The sequence below is a fragment of the Bradyrhizobium sp. STM 3566 genome (assembly GCF_045571445.1).
Lineage (GTDB): Bacteria > Pseudomonadota > Alphaproteobacteria > Rhizobiales > Xanthobacteraceae > Bradyrhizobium > Bradyrhizobium vignae.
In genome coordinates this window covers 498,073-522,521 of the sequence record NZ_CP120692.1, presented here as the reverse complement: position 1 = coordinate 522,521, position 24,449 = coordinate 498,073, and the positions used below count along the sequence as shown (strand labels likewise).

Here is a 24,449-nt window from a genome sequence, read left to right as displayed (position 1 = left end):
AATCTGAGCTGAAATTAAGGCACCTAGGACGCTCCGATCCATTCAGAACATCCCGATCAGGATGAAAAGGCCGATCTCAATCACGAAGGCCACGGCCATGATTGCGACCGTGAGAAACACATCGCTCACCGGGAGGGGGGTCATGGCACGCCTCGCACGTTGCGAAGCCCCGAAGCCCACTAGCCAACCCAGCGATCGCGGGAATGTTTCAGTTCCCAGCGGTCTTGGAGATCGCTAGCGCATTTCGAGTTCGCTGATTGCCTGCGCTGAAATCTGTGCAGGGTCTTTGATCCCGGTTTGAACGATCTTGATGATTGTCTTCGCCACCAACTCCGTGAGCGGATCATCGCGATCTTGAACACACAGGGTGCGTAACGTTTGCTCGTAAGCCTTTGTAATAAAGGCAATCTCCTTCGGTGCCATACCGTGGGTTTGCAAATGCAGGTAGATCGCCATGTCTCGCCCTCCAGCACGCCGATGAGGTCGCGACGAAGTCGCCGTCGAGCATCAGCTGACCCGGAGTCGAGCCGCGCGGCGCGATGAAGGCCGTTCTCAGTTAGGTTCTCAGTAGATCTACTGAGAGTAGAACAGATCCAGTATCCTGCTTGAGCGGGGTCCGAACGCTCTCCGTTGCAGCGGTCAAAGGATCGCTGATGCGAAGTCCGGACTGCCCTCAACGGCATGTTGCGTGATGATGTCCATTCTTGCTCGGACGTAGCGCATCCCAACGCAGCTCGCGCCGGCCTCCTTTGCAATGCTTACGCTGAGGAAGGAATTTCCCAAACCCTTGGGATATCCCTGTTATGCACAGCACTCCTCACATATACCTTCGTTGTGTTGACAATCTCAAAAAAAGTTTGGGCGAGAGTCGCAAACCGGACCGACATTCCCGTTTCTCTTTAACAAAGTCGTGTTGGGTCGGGGCTACATCACGGCTCATCCAAAATCTGATCGAACACAGAGCGTGAGCTCTCGTGACGCAAGCGAGCGTCGCGAGGAATGCTTTCGCTTGAGAAAGGGAATGTTGCGTGAGTGAAAGCGAAATGAAACTGACGCCGAACGGAACGAATGTTTTCGGGACGCCATGGTTGGATTTCTCGAAGGTCGCCTTGCCTGGCGTGGGGCGCGAGCTTACCGAGCGAGGCCTCGCCCGCGCACGGGAAGGTTGCGAGAAGATCAAGGCCGCATCGGAAGAGATGACTGAGGCGCTGCGCGAGACCTATTCGAGCAATGCGAGATGCACGACCGACTACGGGCTCAAGGTGTTCGAAATCTCAAACGCCAATGTCGCTTCTGCGCTCGATTTCTTCGTCCATCTGTTCGGCAGCAAGTCAGCGACCGACGTCTATACCCTATCGGCGGCGCAAGCGCGCAAGGCGTTCGACACCGCCTCCGACCAGAACAAGGAATTGTGGGCGCTTGCCCAGAAGCTCGCGACGGAAACGAGTGAGCCGATCAGGAAGCACTTCACCAGGGTTCTCCACCAAGGCGGGGGCTAAAAAAAGAGCGCTCAATTTCTCATCCAGATTCGTTTGAGGAGGGACCCGGCCGGTTGGAGCAAGCCGAGCTGAGCGAGCACGCCCCACTGCCCCATGCTCGATCAACAAGGTGCGCGATGCCCCCCAACCCCGCACCAACAAGAGGCGTATTCCAACCGGCCGGTGCTTTCTTGCAAAATACAACAAAGACAAATCGCAAGGGAGGGAAACATGGGAATGGTTATGGTCAAATGTCCGCAAACCGGACACGCGATTCCCACCGGTATCCAGACTGATCGCGAGAGCTTTGGACGCCGCGCGGTGTTTTTCTCTCGCACCCGTTGTCCGATCTGCCGCACCGATCACGGGTGGTTTGCGCGGGAAGCCTGGGTCGACGAGCCGGGCATCCGGATCGCGCCGTCGTAGCGGCGGCTCCCGAAAGTATTGGCGATGGCTTTGTTGACATTGTCTCGGTCCCGGCGATCTTCAGACACAAGCTACATGACCGGCTCATGGATTTCGGCCGGGACAAGATGCGAGACATTCATGAACCCTCTATCGCCGAGCGAAGTGTTCCTTACGGTCGCGATCATGAGCGCCACTTTCCTGGCCGAGGCTGGGCACTTTATTTTGATTGGAATGCTTTGAAAGAAGCGCGCGATCTGCGCAGCGCTGCTGCGCCAAGCGATCCCACTTCATCGCGTCGACTACTGGACCATCGAATGGAGCCTAGCATATTCAACCTAAGCCACCCGTACAGATGATGCAGGCAGAACCGCTCTGGACGCGGCGCGGCCGCCTAAGGTCGGCTTCGGGTTCACAGAAGCCGATATCCCACGCTCCTCGAATGATAGTCGCCTAACGAGCCATTAGCAGACGTCAGTTTAGGCGAGATCGTGATCGATGTCGTGGAGCAACCTCGAAGACAAATTCCGCTCCCCATCGGCAATCGTCAAGGCAACCGCGGCTTCTTTGAGCCCTGCCCTTTCTGGCGGCCCGATATGTCACCTCTGGCAACCGTGCGGCGCAGTGTTTTGCGCTCCATGTTCAAGAGCGCTGCATCTTCACGAGCGAAAGCAGCTTGCAATCCGAAAATGCTGCGCGGACTTTTTCGGGAAGGTCTTCGTAGGCCGATTTTTGGATCATGTGCTCGCGCTTCCCGCGACAGCCAGCACTGCAAGCGGCGAATCCTAACCGCGAATCGCGCGAGGCCTCCGGTCAGGCACATCCTCATGTCCTGCGCGGTTTTCAATCGATGTAACCATTGCTGCCAGCGAGGGTTAGATGAATGGCGAAATGGCAGAGTAGATCGAAAATCGAACTCATCCTCAATCGGTTAGCACGTAAGCCTCCTCAAATTGGCCTAATCTGACCCTCGCTGGCAGCCAGGGCTAAATCGCATTTGCGCCCGGGACAGCAGCCGGGCGCTGCTCTTCCCGTACGGCGGGCCGAGCGCTCTAGGCCGCGGACTGATTAAGGGGAGCCATAGCCTGATTGATGCAAGTTGAACGAAGGCAAGATAGTTGGTGGCAAGCCTCTCGTAGCGCGTCGCAACCCGGCGACATTGTTTAATCCTGTTGAAGAACCGCTCGATCCGGTTGCGAGCGCGGTAGAGATACGGGCTGAAGCAGATCGAATCGCTGCGATTGCTTTTCGGCGGGATTTGGCCCGCGAGCCCCCAGTGCGCGAGTTTGAATCACAGGGGCCGACCAAACGGAGGGCCTGGCCGCAGTCATCGGTCACGGTGGAAATAACGTCCATGATTCCTCGCAATTCGATCGATGCGCGATGTCCGCTGCTACGAAGGCTTAGGGATTTCCAACAGCCTAAATCCTAGCCCGCCTTGCGCAAAAGATGTGCAATCAATGATTGCTGCAACGCAAATTTCAACTAAATCTTGGTAAAAAATTTACTGGATGGCCTGCAGCATGACGGCGTTTAGGAAACATCATCTTCCAATATTTTCCATTTGTGCTGTCGCTCATTTCGCAGGAGTCGCTTGCCATGCTTTCGCGCTATTCGATCAGGAGCAAACTCGTCGTCTTTATTTCTTTGCTCCTTCTCGTGTTCGGCGGCACTGGCCTGCTCGCCATCAGCAACATGCGGCTCATCCAGGGGGGCGTCGCTGAGTTCCAATCCCGTTGGCTGCCCGCGGTCCGCCTGCTCGGTAACCTCAGAGCCTACACCATCCGATACGGCAGCGTCGTGCGCGATCACATTCTGGAATCCGACTCCGCGAAGAAAGCCTCAGCCGAGAAGCTTCTTGCCGATCTGACGCGCGACATCGAAAAGGAGGGCGCCGCCTACGAGCCGCTGCTCTCCTCTCCGGAAGAGCGCAAGCTTTACACGGACTTCCAACAACTCTGGAGCGCGTATGTCGCGCAAGTTCCAGACGTGCTCGCTGCGTCCCGCAGGAATGATATTGCCACTGCCAGCGATCTGATCGTTCATCAAATGCAGCCGCTGCGTCAGGACAGTGGACAGGCCCTGCTGAAGGCAATGGACATCAACAACAAGCGTGCAGCGGCCGCTGGTCAGAGTGCTGAGCAGACCTATGCCTTCGCATTTGCTCTCATTGTTGGGACTCTTGTCCTCACCTTGGTACTCAGTTCTATCGTCGGCCTATTGCTGTTGCGCGACATCTCAATGGGGATTAGATCCATCATTGCGCCAATGCGGGCTTTGGCCAACGGCGATGTTACCGTGGTGGTCCATAGCCGGGCCAAGCATACCGAGATCGGCCAAATGGCCGCTGCCCTGCAGGTCTTCAAAGAGTCCCTCATCGCAAAGCAAGCCGCGGACAAGCTTGCCGCAGCAGAGGCCGAGGCCAAGATCTTACGCGGTCAGCGGATCGACACGATTACCGGCGGCTTCCGATCAATGATCGGCGAACTCGTGGCCGCGCTCTCCACCTCCTCCGGCGAACTGGAAGCGGCTGCAGAGACTCTATCTAAGACCGCTGATACAGCCCTGCATATTTCGGCAACAGTGGCGGCGGCGTCCGAAGAAGCATCTCTCAATGTTCAGACTGTCGCGTCAGCTACTGAGGAGATGACATCGTCCGTTAGCGAGATCGGCCGACAGGTCGAGGCATCGACCAAAATCGCGAGCGAAGCGGTTGGTCAGGCTGCAGAAACCAATCATCGGATCCAAAAATTGTCCACGGCAGCAACGCGCATAGGCGATGTTGTCAGCCTTATTACGACCATCGCAGGGCAAACCAACCTATTGGCTCTGAACGCGACGATAGAAGCGGCGCGGGCTGGAGAATCCGGCAGGGGCTTTGCGGTCGTTGCTTCCGAAGTTAAAGCCCTCGCCGGCCAGACCGCGCGGGCGACCAGCGAGATAAGCGAGCAGATCAGCGAAATACAAATCGCAACGCAGGAATCAGCCGACGCGATCAAACATATCAGCACAACAATAGATCGCATTTCGGCGATTACGGCCGCAATTGCCGCTGCCGTGGAAGAGCAGGCCAATACGACCGGAGACATTTCGCGTAGCTTGCAGCATGCCGCCCGGGGAACGGCACAAGTCGCTTCGAACATAACTGAAGTAAAACAGGGCGCAGTCGAGGCAGGATCAGCATCCTCGCAGGTGCTATCGTCCGCGCAGTCTCTCACGAGAGAACGCAGTCGCTTGGAACACGAAGTCCAGAGATTTCTCTCTGCCATCCAGGCCGCTTAAGCGCGCATTTCGAGTCATTTCCAGTGCCGCATATTCAACAATCACGCCAGCAATCCAAAAATAGATCTGGAGATAGCCATGGGGACGGTCGTTCATTTCAAGCCAGCTGGTCGGCCGCTATTACCGTTCGAGGTCCAAGAAGGTGAGCGCGTTCTTGCGGAGGCACTGGACAGACTCACGAAAGCGAGGCTGTGGACCGCCGTTGGGCATCTCCAGACAGCCCTGATAGGCGCCGACAAAATTCGCGACCGACTGCCGGCCGGACCGGTCAAGGATGATTTCGAGCAGAAGCTGGCCGCGCTTATACGGGACCTCTCCCAGTTGCGCGAACAGGTCGAGCAATTGTAGCCTCATAATGGAGACACAGTTCGGAAGCCAATGACTTCGCCAAGAGGCTCATCGCGTCATTTGCTTCGATTGCACAAAGGTGGCGGGTACCAGAGCGAAGCCGGGATCGACGAGGATTCATGAGTACGCGGTCTGGATCGGTGGAGTGGAAATAAATAGCGAAATCGGCCAGAGCGTTTTCCGGTCGAAAGGAGGCTTGAGTTGCACGGGCCGCCAAGCAACTGGTAGACCTAGTATTTGATAAATTGTTGGCTGCCCGTGCTCGTGCAGCGGCCGGGAAAAAAATCCCTGAATGAGAGTGGGCCATCATGCAAAGCAAAGCCGAAGTTTGGCTTTGGAAATCGCGTGAACAGGCCGTCCGCCAGCATGGCCTTGGCGCCCAACACAATTTCGTCGGCCGGCTGGGCGATGAACATCAGCATGTCGATCCTCGTTCTCGAACGCCGACTCGAGCAGCACCGAAGTCACGTAATCGTTTACGATTTCGTTACCTTCGATGGTAACGAGCTCTTGTGGAGTCTTGTGCATTTTGCATCCCACAGGGGGCTGCATGAGCACATCAATCCGTTTCAAGGCGCGCACGCGCGCGCTGGTTCGTCGCTGGAGCGGGGCGCCGCTGACTTGGCTGATCGTTGGCGGGTTCGTGCTAATGGCCGCGACCGCGATCGGCACGGCGCTGACTGTCGATCGCTTTCGTCGGAGCGCGATCGAAAGCGGACGCGCCAGCCTCGAGAGCACCGTGCGACTCCTTGCGCGGCATTTTGACCGTGAGTTTGCAGATTTCTCGGTACTGCAGAAGAGCATCATCGTGGAGCTCGAAAGCCATGACATCGATTCCCCGGACACGTTCCGGAGCGAAATGGCGACGCTCGCCATGCATGAGGTGCTGCGAGCCAAGGCCAGCGGTTGGTCCGATATCGCCGGGGCCAATGTGTTCGATTCCAATGGCGTGTTGATCAACTCGTCGAAGCGCTGGCCGGTCGCCGATATCAAGATCTCCGATCGAGGCTATTTCAACCGCCTGAAAAATGATCCGGCCTCGCAGGAAGAGGTCGAGGTCGTTCCCGGTCGTTTCGGCAGCGGGCAGGCAATTGTATTCGCCAGACGCATCTCTGGCCCGCGCGGAGAATTCCTGGGCGTCGTGTCCCGTGCGATCACACCGGACCTGCTGGAAGAGTTCTTCGCCTCGATAGGTCTTAGCGGAGAGTCTTCCATCGCGATGCACCATCAGAATGGGCAGTTGCTCGCACGCGTTCCACATGTCGAAGCGATGATCGGCCAAAACTTCCATAGAGGTTCGGCTGAGCAGATGGCTGTCTTCGACCGTACTTTCGTCACCACCCAGCTCGCAAGCCCGGTCGACGGCAAGGATCGACTGGTCGCCTCGCAGATGCTCACTGACGAGCCGCTGGTCGTGGTTGCGACCAGGACATTAGATGCGACGCTCGTGACCTGGCGCACGCAGACAAAATTCTTCGTTACCGTGGCGGTGGTATCGATCTGCCTATTGGTCCTAACGCTCTATTTGATCTTCCGCCAGATGACGAGGCGGCTTTCAATCGAGAAGCAGCGATTGGATACCGCGATGAACACGATGACGCAGGGTCTCCTGATGTTCGACCAGGACGAGCGGCTCATCGTCTGCAACCGCCGTTATATTGAGATGTACGGGCTGTCGGCCGACGTGGTGAAGCCGGGCGCCTATTTCCGCGACGTGATCAAGCATCGGCACGACACCGGCTCATTCTCCGGTGACGTCGATTCCTATTGCGACGGCATCTTAGGTACCGTCGGCCGCTTGCAGAGCTCCGTCGTGGAGACCCGTGACGGCCGGCTGATCGAGATCAGGAACCAACCGAGCGCCTCGGGCGGATGGCTTGCCACCCATGAAGACGTCACCGAGCGCGTCCGCGCCGACGAACGAATCGCGCATATGGCGCATTACGACGCACTGACCGATCTCCCCAACCGCGTGCTGATGCGCGGGCACCTGGAACGCCGGGTGGCGGAGCTCGCCGAGGGCAAGCCGTTCGCGATCCTTTATATCGACGTCGACGAATTCAAAGGCGTTAATGACTCGCTCGGGCACGAGATCGGCGACGAGCTGCTGCGCCAAGTCGCAAACCGCCTCCGCAGCTGCGTTGGCCCACACGATCTTGTCGCGCGGCTTGGAGGCGACGAATTCGCGGTCATCAAGGCGGACACTGGCGACCGAGCCGAGTTAATGGTGTTGGCGGATCAGATTTTGAAAACGCTGCGCGCGTCCGTGTACTGCAAGGGTCAGGAGATTTCGATTGACGCCAGCATCGGCATAGCAATCGCGCCGGAACATGGCGACAATCTCGAAGAATTGCTTAAATGTGCGGATCTGGCGATGTATGCCGCGAAATCCGATGGCCGCCGCACATTCCGCTTTTTTGCAGCGGAATACGACGCCAAGGTCAGGCAGCGACGTCAGCTCGGTTTCGATCTGCGGCAGGCACTCGCCAATAGCGAATTCGAGGTGCACTACCAGCCACTAGTCGATCTCGCGGCCAACGTCGTGACAGGCTGCGAGGCGCTACTCAGATGGCATCACCCCGAACGGGGCATGGTTTCGCCTGCAGAGTTCATCCCGCTCGCCGAGGAGACCGGCCTGATCGGCGAGATCGGCGAATGGGTGCTGAAACAGGCCTGCACTGAGGCTGCGAACTGGCCGGGCCAGATCCGGGTCGCAGTCAACGTTTCGCCGGTGCAGTTCCGCTCGAAGACACTGGCGCTCAATGTCGCCGCTGCACTGAATGAATCCGGCCTGGCGCCGGGACGGCTTGAGCTTGAAGTTACCGAAACGGTCTTGATCCGCGATGACGAAGAGGCGCTCACGATCCTACAGCAACTGCGCGAACTCGGCGTGCGCATCGCGCTCGATGATTTCGGTACCGGCTATTCGTCATTGAGCTATCTGCACCGCTTTCCCTTCGACAAGATCAAGATCGACCGTAGCTTCATCAGCGATATCGGTGAGCCCGAAGATTCCTCGCCGATCGTCCAGGCCGTTGTGCATATGGCCGCGGCTCGCCACATGGCAACCACCGCCGAAGGCCTTGAGACCGAGGCGCAGCGCGAGATCCTGCGACGGCTCGGCTGTAGCCAAATGCAGGGCTATCTGTTCAGCCCGGCCATCCCGGCATCCCGGCTGAAGCGGCTGCTTTCGGCTCAGCAAGCCTCAGCGGCCTAAGCCCTTCAGGACTGGTGACAGCGTTCGATCAGAAGCGAATGAATGTCGCAAATCAGTTGTTATGGAAGAAGTCGGCCAGCGGCCGACTGTTGCTACCGATTCACTTCCGGCATGCAGTTGAGTCCTTCAGAGCGCCTAGAGAGACTGATTGAGAAGGGGCCGACGAATCGGGTCTGCTAAGTTTCGTCGAAGACGAAGCCCGCATCGCCTTCGGGAGCGAAGCCAACGAAATAGGCTTGACCTCGATAAAGATATCCGACGTGGCCCAATTCGTTCACGAAGATCCTGCTGATTTGTCGACCGCTCCGATAAACATCTGCCAGGACCCTTTGTATTCCCTCTAATCGCTCTCGCTTTTCTGGATCCGGCTCCAGCTCTCCTGGTCTGACAAATCGAACCTGCCCCCTTTGCTTTATGGCAATAAGCCGTTTGTCCCTTTGGAGAACAGAAAACGTTTTCCCGTGGGCCAACTTGGACGGATAAGTTTCACCAGGAAGAAGATTGTCAAGCGTCGCTTCATTTGATGATGTCTCTGCGGAGGGAAACGCATTTAACCGACCAGCGCCCACGAACTCGGAAGGAAACTACAGAAGGCTAAACGCGATGAAACCAAATCCCAAGTTGCCAGCCGAACTTCAGGGCTGACAGTGCGTCCCTGATGGTCCCCTCGCCCTCATGGACGGCTCGATTGCCAATCTTGCGGATGGCATGGAAAACGTCGGCGACTTCTCTGGGCGCTATGCGTTCGAGGCTAAGCCGTCTGAGCGTTTCCTCGAAAGTCTCTCGTTCGCCAAGGTAGAGGGCGTGTCGAGCAGCAACGCTCTTACACAGCAGCTCGGCGAATTGCCGGAGCTTGAAGATAGCCGTGTTGGGGTCATCGTGCAGGTAACGCTCGGCGGCAGCTCCGTAAGCCGCCAAGCGGGCATCGTGAGGCGCTAAGAATTGAAAATTGCCAGTCGGCGTCATTCCTCCGATAGGACGAGCCGCTGCAACCTAAAAGAAGGTCGAATTGCTTTGAGCCTCGGGCAAACCGCAGTTGGGAGCTGGGCGGCGGCTGCGCCCTTTAAGTCGGTTTTTTGAAGACGGGGCTGGCCCGGTTTTTCCAAGGGGCCCCAGTAGAGGAAAGGGGACCCGTTGGGCGACCCGAGGTTCACAGGGGACAGCCGCTGGCTATTGCAAACTGTTCGTAATTCGGTCACTTGCCGAACAGTCGAAGCGGACGACCTTGAATCTTCCTGGAATTGTCCGGCTTCCCGATCGCCGACATGCACCGAAGTACGAACAGTTGCTTGGATTGAGCCGAGGCACGCTTAAGGCATAGTTCCGAAGCCTTCTTGAGGCCCGAGTTGGCTCTTTTCTAGAGTGGTTGGGTGGGCGAGAGAGATTCAAACGGCGACTCAAATAAGCCGTTGGTTTTCCCTGAAATCCCGTACTGGACCGATTTTGCGGGTTCTAAGATTCGGAGAAAATTCGGTTCTCCAGACCTATCCGGCACGAGCTTGGATGCGTGAGCCGACCTCTCCGTCGGCAAAAAGGCAGGAAAACGGCCGCGTTTCTGGCCTCTCTCCAGATCGAAGTACGAGATCATTTTTGAGCGGCCCGAGACATAGGTGACAGAACGTACCGGGCACATGGGTTACACTTTCCGCTTTTGTTCTGCGGGAGGTGTGGATGCCGTGGAAAGCGAGTTCGGTAATGGAGGAGCGCCTTCGCTTTGTCGCCCGCCTGTTGGACGGGGAAGCCATGACGGATGTCTGCCGGGAGTTCGGCATCTCCCGTAAGACCGGCTACAAGATTTTCGATCGCTACAAGGAACATGGCCTGGAGGCGCTGAGCGACCGCTCCAGGCGGCCGGTTCGCTACGCCAATCAACTGCCGGCCCAGATCGAGACGCTGATTGTCCAGCTCAAGGCCGAGAAGCCGCATTGGGGGGCCCGCAAGATCCGCGAACTCCTGGTGCGACGGCTCGACGGCGATGTCCGGGTGCCGGCCAAAAGCACCATTCATGCGGTGCTCGATCGCCACGGCCTGGTCAGGCGGGGCGGCGGGCCGCGCCATCGCCGCGCGCGGCACGTCGCTATCGCAAGGGACTGCCCCGAACGATGTCTGGTGCGCCGACTTCAAAGGCGAGTTCAAGCTTGGCAACAGCCATTACTGCTTCCCGCTGACCGTCAGCGATCATGCCGCGCGCTTCCTGCTGCTGTGCGAGGCGCTCGACTCCACGCGCGAGGAGCCTGCCATGACCGCCTTCGAGCGCCTGTTCCGCGAGCGCGGCCTGCCGCTTGCCATTCGGTCCGACAATGGCGTGCCGTTTGCCAGTCCCAATGCCTTGTTCAATCTTTCCAAGCTCTCGGTATGGTGGCTCCGCCTCGGTATCGCCATCGAGCGCATCAAGCCAGGTCATCCGCAACAAAATGGCCGGCACGAGCGCATGCACCTCACCCTCAAGAAGGAGGCCACCAGGCCGCCTGGCTTCAACAGCCTGCAACAGCAGGAGCGCTTCGATGCCTTCGTGCACGAGTTCAATACCGAGCGCCCCCACGAGGCGCTCGGCATGAAGTCCTGCCGAGGTCTACACGGCCTCAGCGCGGGCCTATGCCGGCCTGCCGGAGTTGAGCTATCCCTTCCACGACCGCGACGTCGTCGTCACTGCCTGCGGCCGCCTCTGCCTGCATCGCAAGAGGATCAACATCTCAACCGTCCTGGCTGGCCAGAAGCTCGGCATCAAGGAGGTCGACGAGGGCATCTGGCTCGTCAGCTTCATGCATTACGATCTCGGCTATTTCGATCTCGAACAGAAGACCTTGCAACCTCTCGACAACCCGTTCGGTCCGAGGCCCATCACCGATGTCCCCGCCACGACCACGGCGCCCTGACGGAGACGCGCTCTTGTGCATTCTTGGCATGGAAGGCCACTTGCTTGGCTCCGCTGTCGCGGTCAACCCCCGAAGCCCGAAGGGGCGCGGCACGCGCGGGGTTGACGGCGATAGCGCGAGCCGAGCAAAAATAGCCGTGCCATGAATGCGTCACGCTGAAATGCAGCAGATTGCAGGCCATCTCAATTTGAAGCGAACTTGGAGCAGATGACTTTGAAACCCCGCGACAACCCGATCGGCACGAGGTTGTCACCCATCTCTTAGGTACGTTTCGTTACCCATGTCTCCGGGCCGGACATTTGGTGGGATGGCGGAGAGAGTGGGATTCGAACCCACGGTACGGTTTCCCGCACACACGCTTTCCAAGCGTGCGCCTTAAGCCACTCGGCCATCTCTCCGGAGCGCCCTCTCTTGAAGGGGCGCCGATGATTTTGCAAGGGATCGCGGGGAAATCGAGCAATTTTTCCGCAACTTATTGTATTTACAGGATAATATCTGGCCTCCACACGTGCCTTGGCACGCCTGCCGGCTGAACCGCAGGCGGGTTTGGCGCGACGATTCACGGGAAGCCGCCAAACACCACCGGGGACGCCATGACCATCTGCAAGACCATCGCCGCCCTGAGCCTGATTTCGGCCCTCGGCTCCGCCCTCGCCGCCCCGGCCCTGGGGCGGGTCTGCACCCGGCAAGGCGTCGACGTCAGCTGCGACGACGGGCGGCGCGGGGTGCTGTCGGGGAATGCCATCATCTGGCCGGACGGCACCCGCTCGAGCTCGACGCCGCATCAGAGCGTGATCATCGGCAACAAGAGCTCGGTGCATGTCGGGCCCGGCGTGTTCGTCGGCCAGGGCAAGGGCGTGGTGCCGCTGGACGATCCCAGCGCGCCGAACAAGCCGCAATGCGCGATCCTGGATGGCCTGTCGTATTGCTATTGAGGAGGCGTCGCGAATCCGACTGTCACCGTCCTTGCGGAAACAGGCCCCTCACCCCGACCCTCTCCCCGTAAGAACGGGGCGAGGGAGAAGAAAGTCAAATCAACCGCACCCCTGATATCGCCGACCTCAGCCAGCGCAGCGCCTGCGGCGGCTGGGCTGCGAGTGGGGCGACGGCGGCCTTTTCGGTACGGCACTTCTCGAGCCCGGCAACGAAATCGGCGGACCATTGCTGGATGGTGTGGCCGCGCAGCTTCTTCATCATCGCGTCCCAGCGCATCTTGCGCTCGGTGAGCGGCATGGCGGCGGCGATCGCGATCGCGCGGGCCATGCCGTCGATGTCGTGCGGATTGACCAGCAGTGCGGCGTCGAGCTCGTTGGCCGCGCCGGCGAATTTCGACAGCACCAGCACGCCGGGATCGGCCGGGTTTTGCGCGGCGACATATTCCTTGGCGACGAGGTTCATGCCGTCGTGCAGCGGCGTCACCACGCCGATCTGCGCGGCGCGGTAGAGTCCCGCGAGCACGGCCTGGCTGAAGCCTTTGTTCAAATAGCGGATCGGCGTCCAGTCGACCTCGCCGTGGCGGCCGTTGACGTCGGAGACGAGGCGCGCGACCTCGTTCTGGAGATTGCCATAGGCCTCGATGCCGCCGCGCGAGGGGTTGGCGATCTGGAGCAGCGAGATGCTGCGCGCAAACTGCGGGTGCTCGGTCCAGAGCCTGTCGAACGCGCTGATGCGATTGACGAGACCCTTCGAATAGTCGAGCCGGTCGACGCCGATCGCGAGCCGCTCGCCGTTGAGGCTGCGGCGCAGGCGCGACACGTCAGGATGCGAGGCCGATTTTGCGGCATAGGCAGCGAACTTCTCCGCATCGATGCCGATCGGAAACACTTCGCAGCGCGTGCGCCCGTGCTGCGAGATCGCAATGCCGTCCTCGATGGCGAGACCGAGTTCGCCGCCGACATAGCCGAGAAAATTCTGGCGATCTTCCTCGGTCTGGAAGCCGAGCAGATCGTAGGCCAGCATCGCCGTGATCAGCTCACGATGGTTGGGCACGCCCTGGATCACCGCGGCGACGGGCCACGGCGTATGCAGGAAGAAGCCGATCGGATCATCGACGCCGAGCTCGCGCAACTCGGCACCAAGCGCGAGGAAATGATAGTCCTGTACCCAGAACGCGGTCTTGGGTTTTCGGAAGCGCAGCAGGGCCCGCGCCATGAAGGCATTGACCTCGCGATAGCTGACATAGTCCTCGCGCGAGACGCGGATCAGATCGCTGCGCGAATGCAGTGCCGGCCACAGCGCGGAATTGGCGAAGCCTTCGTAATAACCGCCGTAATGCGCCGCCGGCAGATCCAGCGTCGCAATCGCGCCCGTCCCGAGCGCCTCGATCTCGGCGAAGGGTTCCTTCTGATGGCCATCACGCACCCGGCCGGAGGAACCGACCCAGATCGCACCAGAATGTTCCACCACGGGAAGCAGTGCCGCCGCAAGGCCGCCCGTCATGGGCTCGTTGGGTTTGCCGCGGGCGACGCGATTTGAAACGACGATCAAGTTCACAGGTCGTCCCCTCCTGTTCATTCCACCGCGTTTAACTGCCGTTCATCAATATGGTTCCGGATCATCGTTTCAACCAATTGAAACCAAAATCGGGCGCGTGCGTTGGAACTGGCTTCGCTTGCGGAACCCGGCAAATTTCGCCGCCAAAGCTTTTCCGTTTCTGTTCCGCAGCATTCATTGCGCCGCGCAATGCGCTGCGCTGAATGCATTCGTGTCTGTAAGGTGGCGCTGCCTTGGTTTCACCTCGGATCGAGCAGGCGCGCAAGGAACGCACGCACATCGCTCGGCGCGTCGAAGTGGCCGTTCACGCCCATGGCGCGGCGGCCGACCGAGAAGGCGAGCCCGTCCATGTCGGGCATGATCGCAAACACCGTTTCATCGGTGACGTCGTCGCCGATGAAGAGCGGGCGTCGTCCGCTGAACGGCTCGTGCTTCATCAATTCGCGCACACCGCTCGCCTTGGTGAAGCCGGAATGCTTGATCTCGCAAACGAACTTGCCCGGCAGCACCTCGATCGGCGCGTTGGGCAGATCGGCGCGGATCAGCGAGACGGATTCGTAGATCGCCTTCTCCGCATGCGGCGCAAGGCGGTAATGCAGCGCGAGCGAATAGCCCTTGTCCTCGAGCAGGATGCCAGGGCTCAGCTTGGCGATGGCGGCCAGGCGCCGCTTCAGCTCCTTGTCGAGCGGCGGGGCGTGGACATCATCCGCTTCACTGTCCACCGACAGCCGCATCTCCGCGCCATGGCCGGCGACGGCGCGGAATACATCGGGCGCGAAGATCAGGTCGATGTCGTTGAGCGAGCGGCCGCTGACCAGCGCCAGCGCTCCGGAGGTGCGCTCGGTCAGATGCTTCAGCGTTTCCGACAGGCCCGGCGGCACCCACACCTCGCGCGGCGTCGGCATCAGGTCGAGCAGCGTGCCGTCGATGTCGAGCAGGATGGCGATTTCATCGAGATGCGGCACCAGCGCATGCGGCACCGGCACCGTTTCCGGCGTATCGTCATCCCGCATGGTGCGCTTCTGCTCCAACGTCATTTCCGCAAGTTCCGATTTCATCAGTCTACTCCATAAAGGCGAGCGGGCGCGCGACGTGTTCGAGCGATTTGCGTTCCGCGGAGACGGCATAGCGCCACGCCACGATCGCAGCCGCGATCATCAGGACTGCCCCCAGCAGATAGCCGGCGAACACGCTGTTGCGTGATCCCGTGTCAATCAGCGCGCCGAACAGCGCCGGCCCGATCACGCCGCCGATGCCGGTGCCGACCGCATAGAACACCGCGATCGCCAGCGCGCGAACTTCGAGGGGGAAGGTCTCGCTGACGGTGAGATAGGCCGCGCTCGCGGCGGGCGATGCAAAGAAGAAGATCACCATCCAGGCGATGGTCTGCCCCTGCGCACTGAGCACGCCGATCGTGAACAGATAACCCGAGAGCGCCAGCAGCAGCCCGGAGACACCGTAGGTGAACATGATCATAACACGGCGGCCGAGCGTGTCGAACAGGCGACCGAGCAGCAGCGGTCCGAGGAAGTTGCCGGCGGCGAAGGGCAGCAGGTACCAGCCGACATGATCGGCGCTGATCCCGTAGAAATCGGTCAGCACCAGCGCGAAGGTGAAGAAGATCGCGTTGTAGAAGAACGCCTGCGCGCTCATCAGCACGAGACCGACCAGCGCGCGCTGACGATAGGCGGAAAACAGCGTATGCACGACTTCGCGGATCGGCGTGTGATCGCGCATCTTCAGCCGGACCGTCGTAAAGCGCTCCTCGCTCGCATCCTGGTCGCGTCCGATCACCGAACGCTCGATGTCGTCGACGATCGCGTGGGCCTGGTCTGGCCGCCCGTGGATCATCAACCAGCGCGGACTTTCCGGGATCCACATCCGCATCAACAGCACGACGAGACCGATGGAGGCACCGATGAGATAAGCCAGGCGCCAGCCGAGATCGGGGCCGGTTACGGCGGGATCGAGCAGCACGATAGCCGCCACCGCGCCCATCGCAGCACCGATCCAGAAGCTGCCGTTGATGACGAGATCGGTCCAGCCGCGATAGCGCGCCGGCACCAGCTCCTGGATGGTCGAATTGATCGCGGTGTACTCGCCGCCGATGCCGGCGCCGGTGAGGAAGCGGAATAGCGCGTAGCTCGCGACATCCCATGACAGCGCGGTCGCGGCCGTAGCCGAGAGATAGAGCGCAAGCGTGATGAAGAACAGCTTCTTGCGGCCGATGCGGTCGGTGAGCCAGCCGAAGCCGAGTGCACCGAGCACGGCGCCGGCGAGATAGGCGGAGTTGGCGATGCCGAGATCGAGATTGGAGAAATGCAGCGACGGGCTCTGCTTCAGCGCGCCGGAGAGCGCACCCGCCAAGGTCACTTCGAGCCCGTCGAGAATCCAGGTGATGCCGAGCGCCAGCACGACGCGGGTATGAAAGCCGCTCCACGGCAGCGCGTCGAGCCGCGAGGGAATGCTGGTCTCGACGATACGGTCGGTGGCGGTCGCCGCCGGGACTACGGGTGCATAGTTCAGCGCTGGGTTCTGCTGCAATTCCATCGGGTTGTTGCGTCTGATCAATGGAAGCGGCCCCGCTTCACAGGCCGTGGACGGGGTCGGTCCGATCATGGGGGTGCGGCATTCTGCCTGCCACCTGCGACAACGTTTGCGACGAGGCCCGGTTCCCTCGGGAACAGTCTCCAAGAACACCCGTTTCCGATTGAGCTCCAAGGAGTTGACGCATGGCTCAGGTCAGAAAGACGACACATTCACGCAAGACAGGCGCACGCAAGACAGGCGCGCGCAGCAGCGCGCGTCGCAAGGTGAGCACGACGCGCAAGAGGTCAAGTCGTCATGCAGCACCGAAGCGCTGGTCGCAACGCGTGACGCAGGAGAGCGACGCGCTCGATCTCAAGCGCGGCGTGTTCAAGTTCAAGGACCCCAAGAAGATCGCGGCCTCGCTGAAGCGTTCGGCCGAGCACAGTCGGCGCCGCAAGGCCGGCGCCTATCGCTCCGCGCTGTCGATGCTGACGTTCTACATCAACCGCGCCGGCAAGACGCTGCCGAAAACGCAGCGGACGCGGCTGGAACGGGCCAAGGGAGAGCTGAAGCGGGCATTCGGGAAAGAGTGAGACGCGCGCTTTTTCTCCCCTGTCATCCCCGACCAGTGCGCCCTACGCCGCCCGGATATTCGCCATGAAGCGGTCGAGCTCGGCGCGCAGACGGGTGCTTTCGCTCGACAGCGTCTTGGCCGAGTTCAGCACCTCTTCCGAAGCCGAGCCGGTCTCGGCGGCGCCGCGGTTGACCTCGCCGATGTCGGTGGCTGCGGCCTGGGTGCCCTGCGCGACGGTCTGGACGCTGCGGGCGATCTCCTGCGTCGCGGCGCCCTGCTGCTCGACCGCGCTCGCGATCGAGGTCGAGATCGACGAGATCTGGCCGATGGTCGCGCCGATCTCCTTGATCGCGGCGACCGATTCGGCCGTGGCGCCCTGCATGCCCGTGATGTGCGAGGAGATCTCGTCGGTCGCCTTCGCGGTCTGGCTCGCCAGTGACTTCACCTCGCTCGCCACGACCGCAAAGCCGCGGCCGGCCTCACCGGCGCGGGCCGCCTCGATGGTGGCGTTGAGCGCGAGCAGGTTGGTCTGCTCGGCGATCGCGGTGATCAGCTTGACCACCTCGCCGATCTGCTGGGCGGCATGCGACAGCTTGCCGATGCGGCCGTCGGTCTCCTTGGCCTGCATCACGGCGGCTTCGGCGATGCGGCTGGAGTCACGGACCTGGCGGCCGATCTCCTCGACCGAGGCCGAGAGCTCTTCCGTCGCGGTCGCCACCGACTGCATGTTGGAGGAGGCCTGCTCGGAAACGCCGGCGACCTGGCTCGACAGGCTCTGCGTGGTCTCGGCGGTGCGCGTCAGCGTGGAGGCCGCCGATTCCAGCTGCACGGCCGAGGCCGAGACGTTGGAGACGATGGCGCCGACCGCGCTCTCGAAATCGTCGGCAAAGCGGATCAGCTCGGCGCGACGCGCGGCGGCCTGCTCCCGGTTCTGGACTTCGCTGGCGGCGGCATCGCGCTCGGCCTTGGCGACCGCCTGAACCTTGAACTCCTCGACCGCGCCGGCCATCTCGCCGATCTCGTCCTTGCGCCCCAAACCCGGCAGCACGACGTCGAAATTGCCCGAGGCAAGCTCGCGCATCGCCTTGCACATCGCGATCATCGGACGCGAGATGCCATTGCCGAGCCACAAGGCCAGCACGGTGCCCACGGCCAGCCCGCCGAGCGCCAGCATCAGCATCAGCTGCTCGGTCTCCCCGATCGTCGCATTGGCGCTCGCCTCGATGCGTTGCTGATCGGCGGTCAAATCCGAACGCAGCTCGGCCGAGTGCTTGAGGATGGTCGCCGCCGTCTTGGTCATCTCGCCGTTCAGCTTGACGATGACCTTCACGTTCTCGGTCAGCTTTGCGAACGAGGTGCGGTACTGCTTCAAGAGATCGCCGATCTCCTTGACGCGATCCGTGATCTTCTGGTCGTTCGCGTAGATGGAGACCAGCAGCGTCTCGAGGAACTTGACGCGGGCGATCACGCCGTCGGCGGTCTTCGGCTCCGGCTTGGCCACGAAGGCGCTGACCGAGGTGGAGACCGCGAGATATTGCGAGGTGACGTCCTTGGCCGTGGTCTGAACCGAGGCGAGGCCCGCCAGCGCAGCGGTATCGGCGAGATCGTCGAATTTGAAACGGATCTTGTTGCCGACACTGTTGAGCTCGTCGGCCGCGATCTTGTTGTTCTCGCGCGTCAGCGCGATGATCTCGCCGAAGACTTTCGTAAAGCTCTGGAACTCGACCTCGAGCTTGCCGACCTGCTCACGGCGAGCCGCGCCGGTCGTCGCCGCCATCGACTTGGCGATCGCGCTCTTCAGATTCCCTTCGGCGGCCTTGGCTGCGGTCTCGTCATCCGCCGCTCCGGTCAGGGTATAGGTCCGTGCCAGCCCCTGATAGGCGATCAGCTCGCGATCGACCGTCCGCGCCAGATCGGCTTCCGATACGCTGGTGCGGTAGGATGCCACGGCGCCTGCGATCCGCTCGAAGCCGAAATAGGCAAATGCCATGCTGATGGCGAAGATGGCGAGCACCGCGACGAAGCCGAGGATGATTTTTGCGCGAAAACGCAGCGTTGGCAGCTTCGATTGGCTCGACTTGGACGTAACCGACATTCCCCACCCCATTCCATTCGCGGAAAACCAGGCGCAGCCCGGAAGCAGCCCGCTTCTCGACTCCTCTGCACGTTACGGGGCAAAGGATAAAGCTGCAGTAAATTTGTGGCGCCGCAACTGCCGGTTAGGTGACGCAGGGAATTGCTAGGGCGCGCTTTCCCGCGCCGTTACAAATCGAGTGCCACGCCAATCTCCGCTGTCGTCCCCGACCAGTGCGGCCTACGCCGCCCGGATATTCGCCATGAAGCGGTCGAGCTCGGCGCGCAGACGGGTGCTTTCGCTCGACAGCGTCTTGGCCGAGTTCAGCACCTCTTCCGAAGCCGAGCCGGTCTCGGCGGCGCCGCGGTTGACCTCACCGATGTCGGTGGCTGCAGCCTGGGTGCCCTGGGCGACGGTCTGGACGCTGCGGGCGATCTCCTGCGTCGCGGCGCCCTGCTGCTCGACCGCGCTCGCGATCGAGGTCGAGATCGACGAGATCTGGCCGATGGTCGCGCCGATCTCCTTGATCGCGGCGACCGATCGGCCGTGGCGCCCTGCATGCCCGTGATGTGCGAGGAGATCTCGTCGGTCGCCTTCGCGGTCTGGCTCGCCAGTGACTTCACCTCGCTCGCGACGACCGCAAAGCCGCGGCCGGCTTCACCGGCGCGGGCCGCCTCGATGGTGGCGTTGAGCGCGAGCAGGTTGGTCTGCTCGGCGATCGCGGTGATCAGCTTGACCACCTCGCCGATCTGCTGGGCGGCATGCGACAGCTTGCCGATGCGGCCGTCGGTCTCCTTGGCCTGCATCACGGCGGCTTCGGCGATGCGGCTGGAGTCACGGACCTGGCGGCCGATCTCCTCGACCGAGGCCGAGAGCTCTTCCGTCGCGGTCGCCACCGACTGCATGTTGGAGGAGGCCTGCTCGGAAACGCCGGCGACCTGGCTCGACAGGCTCTGCGTGGTCTCGGCGGTGCGCGTCAGCGTGGAGGCCGCCGATTCCAGCTGCACGGCCGAGGCCGAGACGTTGGAGACGATGGCGCCGACCGCGCTCTCGAAATCGTCGGCAAAGCGGATCAGCTCGGCGCGACGCGCGGCGGCCTGCTCCCGGTTCTGGACTTCGCTGGCGGCGGCATCGCGCTCGGCCTTGGCGACCGCCTGAACTTTGAACTCCTCGACCGCGCCCGCCATCTCGCCGATCTCGTCCTTGCGCCCCAAACCCGGCAGCACGACGTCGAAATTGCCCGAGGCAAGCTCGCGCATCGCCCTGCACATCGCGATCATCGGACGCGAGATGCCGGTGCCGAGCAGGAAAGCGAAGACCGCGCCAAGCAGCGTGCCGCCGACGGCCAGCATCAGCACCAGCTGCTCGGTCTTACCGATGGTCGCCTCCGACTCCGAATCCAACCGCTGCTGTTCGGCGACGAGGTCCGCCTTCATGGCGGTCGCGCCTTGCAGGATCGCACCGGCCGAGCCGTTCATTTCGGTGACGAGATCATCGACCAGCTTGGCATTGGCGATCAGCTTCTCCAGCGCTTCGCGATATGCACCGAGCAGTCCCCTGGCATCCTTCAGGCCGGCGACGATCTTGTCGTCCATGGAGTAGACCGCGCTGAGCGAGTTCTCGACGAATTTCAGCCGTGCCAGCGCGCTGGTGGCGATCGCCTGGTCGGACGTCAGCACGAAATTGGTCGCGGCCGCACTCGCGGTCTGGAACTGGGCATTGACCTGCTTGGTGCCGAACTCGATCGCCTGTGCTTCGGCGTCGGACGCGTTGTTGCCGATGTCGTCGAGCTTGTATTTCAGGAGGTTGGCGTTGCGGCTGAGCTGGTTCTGCACAAGCATCGCACTGTCGCGCTTGGCCTGGAGCACCTTTGCGAAAGTCGCGGAGAAGTTGGAGAATTCTTTGGTGAGCTTGTCGAGACTCTCCTGCCGCGCCGGCTTCTTGGCACCCTTGACGGCCTGGCCGATGGCGTCCTTCAGGCTGGCTTCAGCAACGAGGGCCGCCTTGGCGTCGTCTTCCTTGCCGGTGACGACGAAATATTTGACGGCCGAACGATAGGCAAGCAGCTCACGGTCGATGTTGCGGGCAAGATCGGCCTCGGACACGCTGCTGCGGTACGACCCGACCCCGGAGGCGACGCGCTCGAAGCCGAAATAGGAGAAGGCCATGCTGCCGGCCGAGATCACCAGCACGGCGGCGAAGCCGAGGATGATTTTTGCGCGGAACCTGAGGGTCGGAAATAGTGTGCGCTTAGACGACGACGCGATACGTCCGGACATTCCCAACCCCCAGCTCATGTTCTTGCAGCGATTCTGCGGCCCGGAAGCAGCCCTTTCCGAACCATGCGCAAAATTAAGGCAGAATCGTCAAGGGGTGGTAAATCCGTGCAGCCCGCATTCTGGATGGAGAGCTCCTCCACCCGGCCTTGTGGGGGGTCGGGCGCCGTGTTGCAGCCAACCGGAAAACGCCTTACTCTCGAATACTTATCAGGCACTTGGCGTTAGACCGAGCTGGTCCTCGAGGGGAGAAACGGAGTGGGGCAAACCGATTTTCGGTTTGACGGTGCGCCTGGCATTGCCGTGGCCAAGTCGAAGGCTGCGAGCGTCGATGAAGCCGTGGCCGAACTGGCGGCCCAGCTCCCGTCCGACGAGCTGGCGCTGATCCTGGTGTTCCTCTCCCCCAGCTACGACCCCCATCACTTCATCGCCGAGATCACCCGGCAATTCGACGAGACCCAGGTCTGCGGTTGTACCACCGCGGGCGAGCTTGCCCCTGATGGCTGGGACGAGAACAGCGTCGTGGCGCTGGCGTTCAGCCGCGCCGAGTTCTCCGCGGCGGTGCGGCCGATTCTCAACCTCGACAGCTTCCGCGTCGAGGACGGCCGTCGGATCGGCGGCGAGCTCCGGCACGAGCTGTTGCGGGCTACCCCGCAGGTCGACCGCGGCAGTCCCTTCGGCCTGGTCCTGATCGACGGCCTGTGCCGGCGCGAAGAAGCGGTGATGTCCGCGATCTATGCATCGCTGGACGACATTCCGGTCGTCGGCGGATCCGCGGGCGATGGGATGCGCTTCGAGAAGACGTTTGTGTTCTTCGACGGCAAGGCGCACACCAACGCCGCGCTGCTGGTCCTGCTGAACACGTCGCTGCCGTTCCGCGTCTTCAAGTGCGACAATTTCGAGCCGCAGGCGCAGAAGATGGTCGTGACCGAGGCCGACATCGAAAATCGGACGGTGAGGGAGCTGAACGCAGAGCCTGCCGCACTGGAATATTCGCGTGTGGTCGGGATCATGGACGCCAAGCTCGATCCGTTCTCCTTTGCGTCGCACCCGGTGCTGGTGCGCGTCGGCGGCTCCTATTACGCGCGCTCGATCCAGCGCGTCGAACCGGACGGCTCGCTGCATTTCTTCTGCGCTATCGATGAGGGCATGGTGCTGACGGCGGCATCGTCGAAAAGCTTGGTCGGCTCGACCCGCGAGACGTTTGCCGAAATCCGTGACCAGATCGGAGACGTCTCGCTCTATATCGGCTTCGAGTGCCTGCTCCGCCGGCTCGACGCCGAGCAGCACCAGCTCGCCCGCGACATGTCCGAACTGTACCGGCAGAACCGCGTGGTCGGCTTTCACACCTATGGCGAGCAGTTCGGCTCGATGCATGTGAACCAGACCTTCACCGGGGTTGCGATTGGAAGGCGCACCGCGTGACGGAGACGTGGCAGGATCCGCAAACCGTCGAGCAGCTCCAGCGGGAAGCTGCGAAGCTGAGGAAGATCAATGCCGCGCTGATGTCGCGCGTCGAGCGCTCGATGGACCAGCAGCTCAACGCATTCTCCCTGTTCGAAACCGCCATCGCGCTCGACCACAAGGTCCGCGACCGGACGCACCAGTTGCGCGAGGCGCTGCATTCGGTCGAGCGCGCCAATGAGGGTCTCTATCGCGCCAAGCAGCAGGCGGAAGCGGCAAGCTCGCTGAAATCCTCGGTGCTGATCTCGGTCACCCACGACCTGTTGCAGCCGCTCAACGCGGCGCGCCTGACCCTGTCCGCACTGACCGAGATGATGGAATCACAGGAGGCGGGCCTGCTCATCGACCAGGCCGACCGTTCGCTGGTGATGCTGGAGGACCTGCTGCGGTCGCTGCTGGAGATCGCGAAGCTCGACGCCGGGGCGCTCAAGCCAGAGGTGCGCGCGATCGCGCTGGCGCCCTTGTTCGAGCAGCTCCGCAACGAGTTCGAACCGATCGCCGCGCGGCAAGGCCTGTCCTTGCGCATCCGCAGCTCACAGCTCGCGGTGAGGTCGGATGCGATGATGCTGCGGCGGATCCTGCAGAACCTGCTTGCCAATGCCGTTCGCTATACCCGCAGCGGCGGCGTCGTCATGGGATGCCGGCCGCGGGGCGACCAGATCTGCGTCCAGGTCTCCGACACCGGACCTGGAATTGCGCAGGCGCAGCAGGACGCGATCTTCCGCGAATTCCAGCGCGGCGAGGCAAATGCGACCGACCAAGCCGGCTTCGGGCTCGGCCTCTCCATCGTCCGCCGCTTCGCGACCGTGCTCGGGCACGAGGTGCGGCTGTCGTCGCAACTCGGCAGGGGATCGACCTTCACCCTGCAGCTGGAGCCCGCCGACCTCGCCGAGGTCGGCGACGAGGTGCAGGAGGTCAAGCTCGCCGAGCGGCACTACAATTATAGCGGGCTCGAAGGCGCCAAGATCCTGCTGATCGAGAACGATCCGAACGGCTCGGAAGCGATGGCCGCGCTGCTGGAGGGGTGGGGCTGCGACGTCGCGACCACGCGATCGGCCGCGGACGCGCTCGTGCGCCTCGGCGAGCTCGGCGGCGCCCCCGATGCCGTGATCGCCGATCTCCACCTCGATCACGGCGAGAGCGGCCTGTCCGCCATTGCAGACGTCCGGTAGCATTTGAAGCTCGACACGCCCGCCATGATCATCACGGCCGACTATTCCGAAACGGCGGCGAAGGAAGCGAGCCTCCACGGTCTCGAAGTGCTGAAGAAGCCGATCAAGCCTGCCGAGATGCGGGCGCTGCTGTCGTTCCTGCTGAGCTAGCCCGCGGGCTCACATCAAATATCGCAAAACAACCCCATGCACAGTACCGGTAATATCTTACATTTCATCAAGCCAATGATTTGAACTTAAAATCATCGCTCGCGTGCGCTC

The 24,449-nt window shown here is 61.6% G+C and carries 16 protein-coding genes, 1 tRNA gene and 4 pseudogenes; 10 read left to right on the top strand and 11 right to left on the bottom strand.

The window, feature by feature from the left end; genetic code table 11:
* Positions 1 to 234: 234 nt before the first annotated feature.
* Positions 235 to 456: a hypothetical protein gene (locus tag P6U27_RS02435; RefSeq protein ID WP_129146227.1), complete on the bottom strand. Its 222-nt coding sequence runs from the start codon at positions 454 to 456 to the stop codon at positions 235 to 237.
* A gap of 572 nt (positions 457 to 1,028) precedes the next feature.
* On the opposite strand from P6U27_RS02435, the gene P6U27_RS02430 reads away from it, so the two are divergent.
* Positions 1,029 to 1,499 (top strand): phasin family protein, encoded by a 471-nt coding sequence (locus tag P6U27_RS02430; RefSeq protein WP_407193635.1) that lies wholly within the window; start codon positions 1,029 to 1,031, stop codon positions 1,497 to 1,499.
* Between the two features lie 210 nt (positions 1,500 to 1,709).
* Entirely contained in the window at positions 1,710 to 1,904 is a 195-nt protein-coding gene (locus tag P6U27_RS02425; RefSeq protein WP_129146226.1) for a hypothetical protein, read from the top strand.
* 1,054 nt (positions 1,905 to 2,958) lie between these two features.
* Here the strand turns inward: P6U27_RS02425 and P6U27_RS02420 are convergent.
* Positions 2,959 to 3,156, bottom strand: a pseudogene (locus P6U27_RS02420) (transposase); the annotation flags it as partial.
* A gap of 326 nt (positions 3,157 to 3,482) precedes the next feature.
* Between P6U27_RS02420 and P6U27_RS02415 the strand changes: the two are divergent.
* Positions 3,483 to 5,165, top strand: a complete 1,683-nt coding sequence (locus tag P6U27_RS02415; protein WP_407193634.1) for a methyl-accepting chemotaxis protein — start codon at positions 3,483 to 3,485, stop codon at positions 5,163 to 5,165.
* A gap of 78 nt (positions 5,166 to 5,243) precedes the next feature.
* Positions 5,244 to 5,513, top strand: coding sequence for a hypothetical protein (locus P6U27_RS02410; protein ID WP_129146224.1), 270 nt, complete (start codon positions 5,244 to 5,246; stop codon positions 5,511 to 5,513).
* Between the two features lie 230 nt (positions 5,514 to 5,743).
* Here P6U27_RS02410 and P6U27_RS02405 read toward each other — a convergent pair whose 3' ends face one another.
* Positions 5,744 to 5,935, bottom strand: a complete 192-nt coding sequence (locus P6U27_RS02405; RefSeq protein WP_129146223.1) for a hypothetical protein — start codon at positions 5,933 to 5,935, stop codon at positions 5,744 to 5,746.
* 128 nt (positions 5,936 to 6,063) lie between these two features.
* Here P6U27_RS02405 and P6U27_RS02400 point away from each other — a divergent pair, with 128 nt between their 5' ends.
* Entirely contained in the window at positions 6,064 to 8,730 is a 2,667-nt protein-coding gene (locus P6U27_RS02400) for an EAL domain-containing protein (RefSeq protein WP_407193633.1), read from the top strand.
* A 594-nt stretch (positions 8,731 to 9,324) separates the two neighbouring features.
* Here P6U27_RS02400 and P6U27_RS02395 read toward each other — a convergent pair.
* On the bottom strand, positions 9,325 to 9,696 hold the full coding sequence (locus tag P6U27_RS02395) for a DUF4145 domain-containing protein (protein WP_129146221.1): 372 nt from the start codon (positions 9,694 to 9,696) through the stop codon (positions 9,325 to 9,327).
* Positions 9,697 to 10,401: 705 nt separating this feature from the next.
* Here P6U27_RS02395 and P6U27_RS02390 point away from each other — a divergent pair.
* Positions 10,402 to 11,606 (top strand): annotated as a pseudogene (locus tag P6U27_RS02390) (integrase core domain-containing protein).
* 308 nt (positions 11,607 to 11,914) lie between these two features.
* On the opposite strand, the gene P6U27_RS02385 reads toward P6U27_RS02390, so the two are convergent.
* Positions 11,915 to 12,004, bottom strand: a tRNA-Ser gene (locus P6U27_RS02385).
* A gap of 195 nt (positions 12,005 to 12,199) precedes the next feature.
* Between P6U27_RS02385 and P6U27_RS02380 the strand changes: the two genes are divergently transcribed.
* Positions 12,200 to 12,541 (top strand): hypothetical protein, encoded by a 342-nt coding sequence (locus P6U27_RS02380; protein WP_129145648.1) that lies wholly within the window; start codon positions 12,200 to 12,202, stop codon positions 12,539 to 12,541.
* 94 nt (positions 12,542 to 12,635) lie between these two features.
* Here P6U27_RS02380 and P6U27_RS02375 read toward each other — a convergent pair whose 3' ends face one another.
* The 4 genes from P6U27_RS02375 to P6U27_RS02360 are packed head-to-tail and all read right to left on the bottom strand — an operon-like array spanning position 12,636 to position 16,649.
* On the bottom strand, positions 12,636 to 14,099 hold the full coding sequence (locus tag P6U27_RS02375) for a trehalose-6-phosphate synthase (RefSeq protein WP_162500075.1): 1,464 nt from the start codon (positions 14,097 to 14,099) through the stop codon (positions 12,636 to 12,638).
* Between the two features lie 17 nt (positions 14,100 to 14,116).
* Positions 14,117 to 14,308, bottom strand: a complete 192-nt coding sequence (locus P6U27_RS02370) for a hypothetical protein (protein WP_407193632.1) — start codon at positions 14,306 to 14,308, stop codon at positions 14,117 to 14,119.
* Positions 14,309 to 14,338: 30 nt separating this feature from the next.
* Positions 14,339 to 15,157, bottom strand: a complete 819-nt coding sequence (gene otsB / locus P6U27_RS02365; RefSeq protein ID WP_122400498.1) for a trehalose-phosphatase — start codon at positions 15,155 to 15,157, stop codon at positions 14,339 to 14,341.
* A gap of 4 nt (positions 15,158 to 15,161) precedes the next feature.
* Positions 15,162 to 16,649 (bottom strand): MFS transporter, encoded by a 1,488-nt coding sequence (locus tag P6U27_RS02360; protein WP_162500535.1) that lies wholly within the window; start codon positions 16,647 to 16,649, stop codon positions 15,162 to 15,164.
* Positions 16,650 to 16,831: 182 nt separating this feature from the next.
* Here P6U27_RS02360 and P6U27_RS02355 point away from each other — a divergent pair, with 182 nt between their 5' ends.
* Positions 16,832 to 17,221, top strand: coding sequence for a DUF3175 domain-containing protein (locus tag P6U27_RS02355; protein WP_407193631.1), 390 nt, complete (start codon positions 16,832 to 16,834; stop codon positions 17,219 to 17,221).
* 42 nt (positions 17,222 to 17,263) lie between these two features.
* On the opposite strand, the gene P6U27_RS02350 is transcribed toward P6U27_RS02355, so the two are convergent.
* Positions 17,264 to 19,297 carry a methyl-accepting chemotaxis protein gene (locus P6U27_RS02350; RefSeq protein ID WP_407120412.1) on the bottom strand — a complete coding sequence of 678 codons (2,034 nt, stop codon included), beginning with the start codon at positions 19,295 to 19,297 and terminating at the stop codon, positions 17,264 to 17,266.
* 219 nt (positions 19,298 to 19,516) lie between these two features.
* A pseudogene (locus P6U27_RS02345) lies at positions 19,517 to 21,555 on the bottom strand (methyl-accepting chemotaxis protein).
* 255 nt (positions 21,556 to 21,810) lie between these two features.
* Between P6U27_RS02345 and P6U27_RS02340 the strand changes: the two are divergent.
* Positions 21,811 to 22,977: an FIST N-terminal domain-containing protein gene (locus tag P6U27_RS02340; protein ID WP_407193630.1), complete on the top strand. Its 1,167-nt coding sequence runs from the start codon at positions 21,811 to 21,813 to the stop codon at positions 22,975 to 22,977.
* Positions 22,974 to 24,338 (top strand): annotated as a pseudogene (locus P6U27_RS02335) (ATP-binding protein). The gene P6U27_RS02340 and the pseudogene P6U27_RS02335 overlap by 4 nt, the downstream one beginning before the upstream one ends.
* Positions 24,339 to 24,449: the final 111 nt, after the last annotated feature.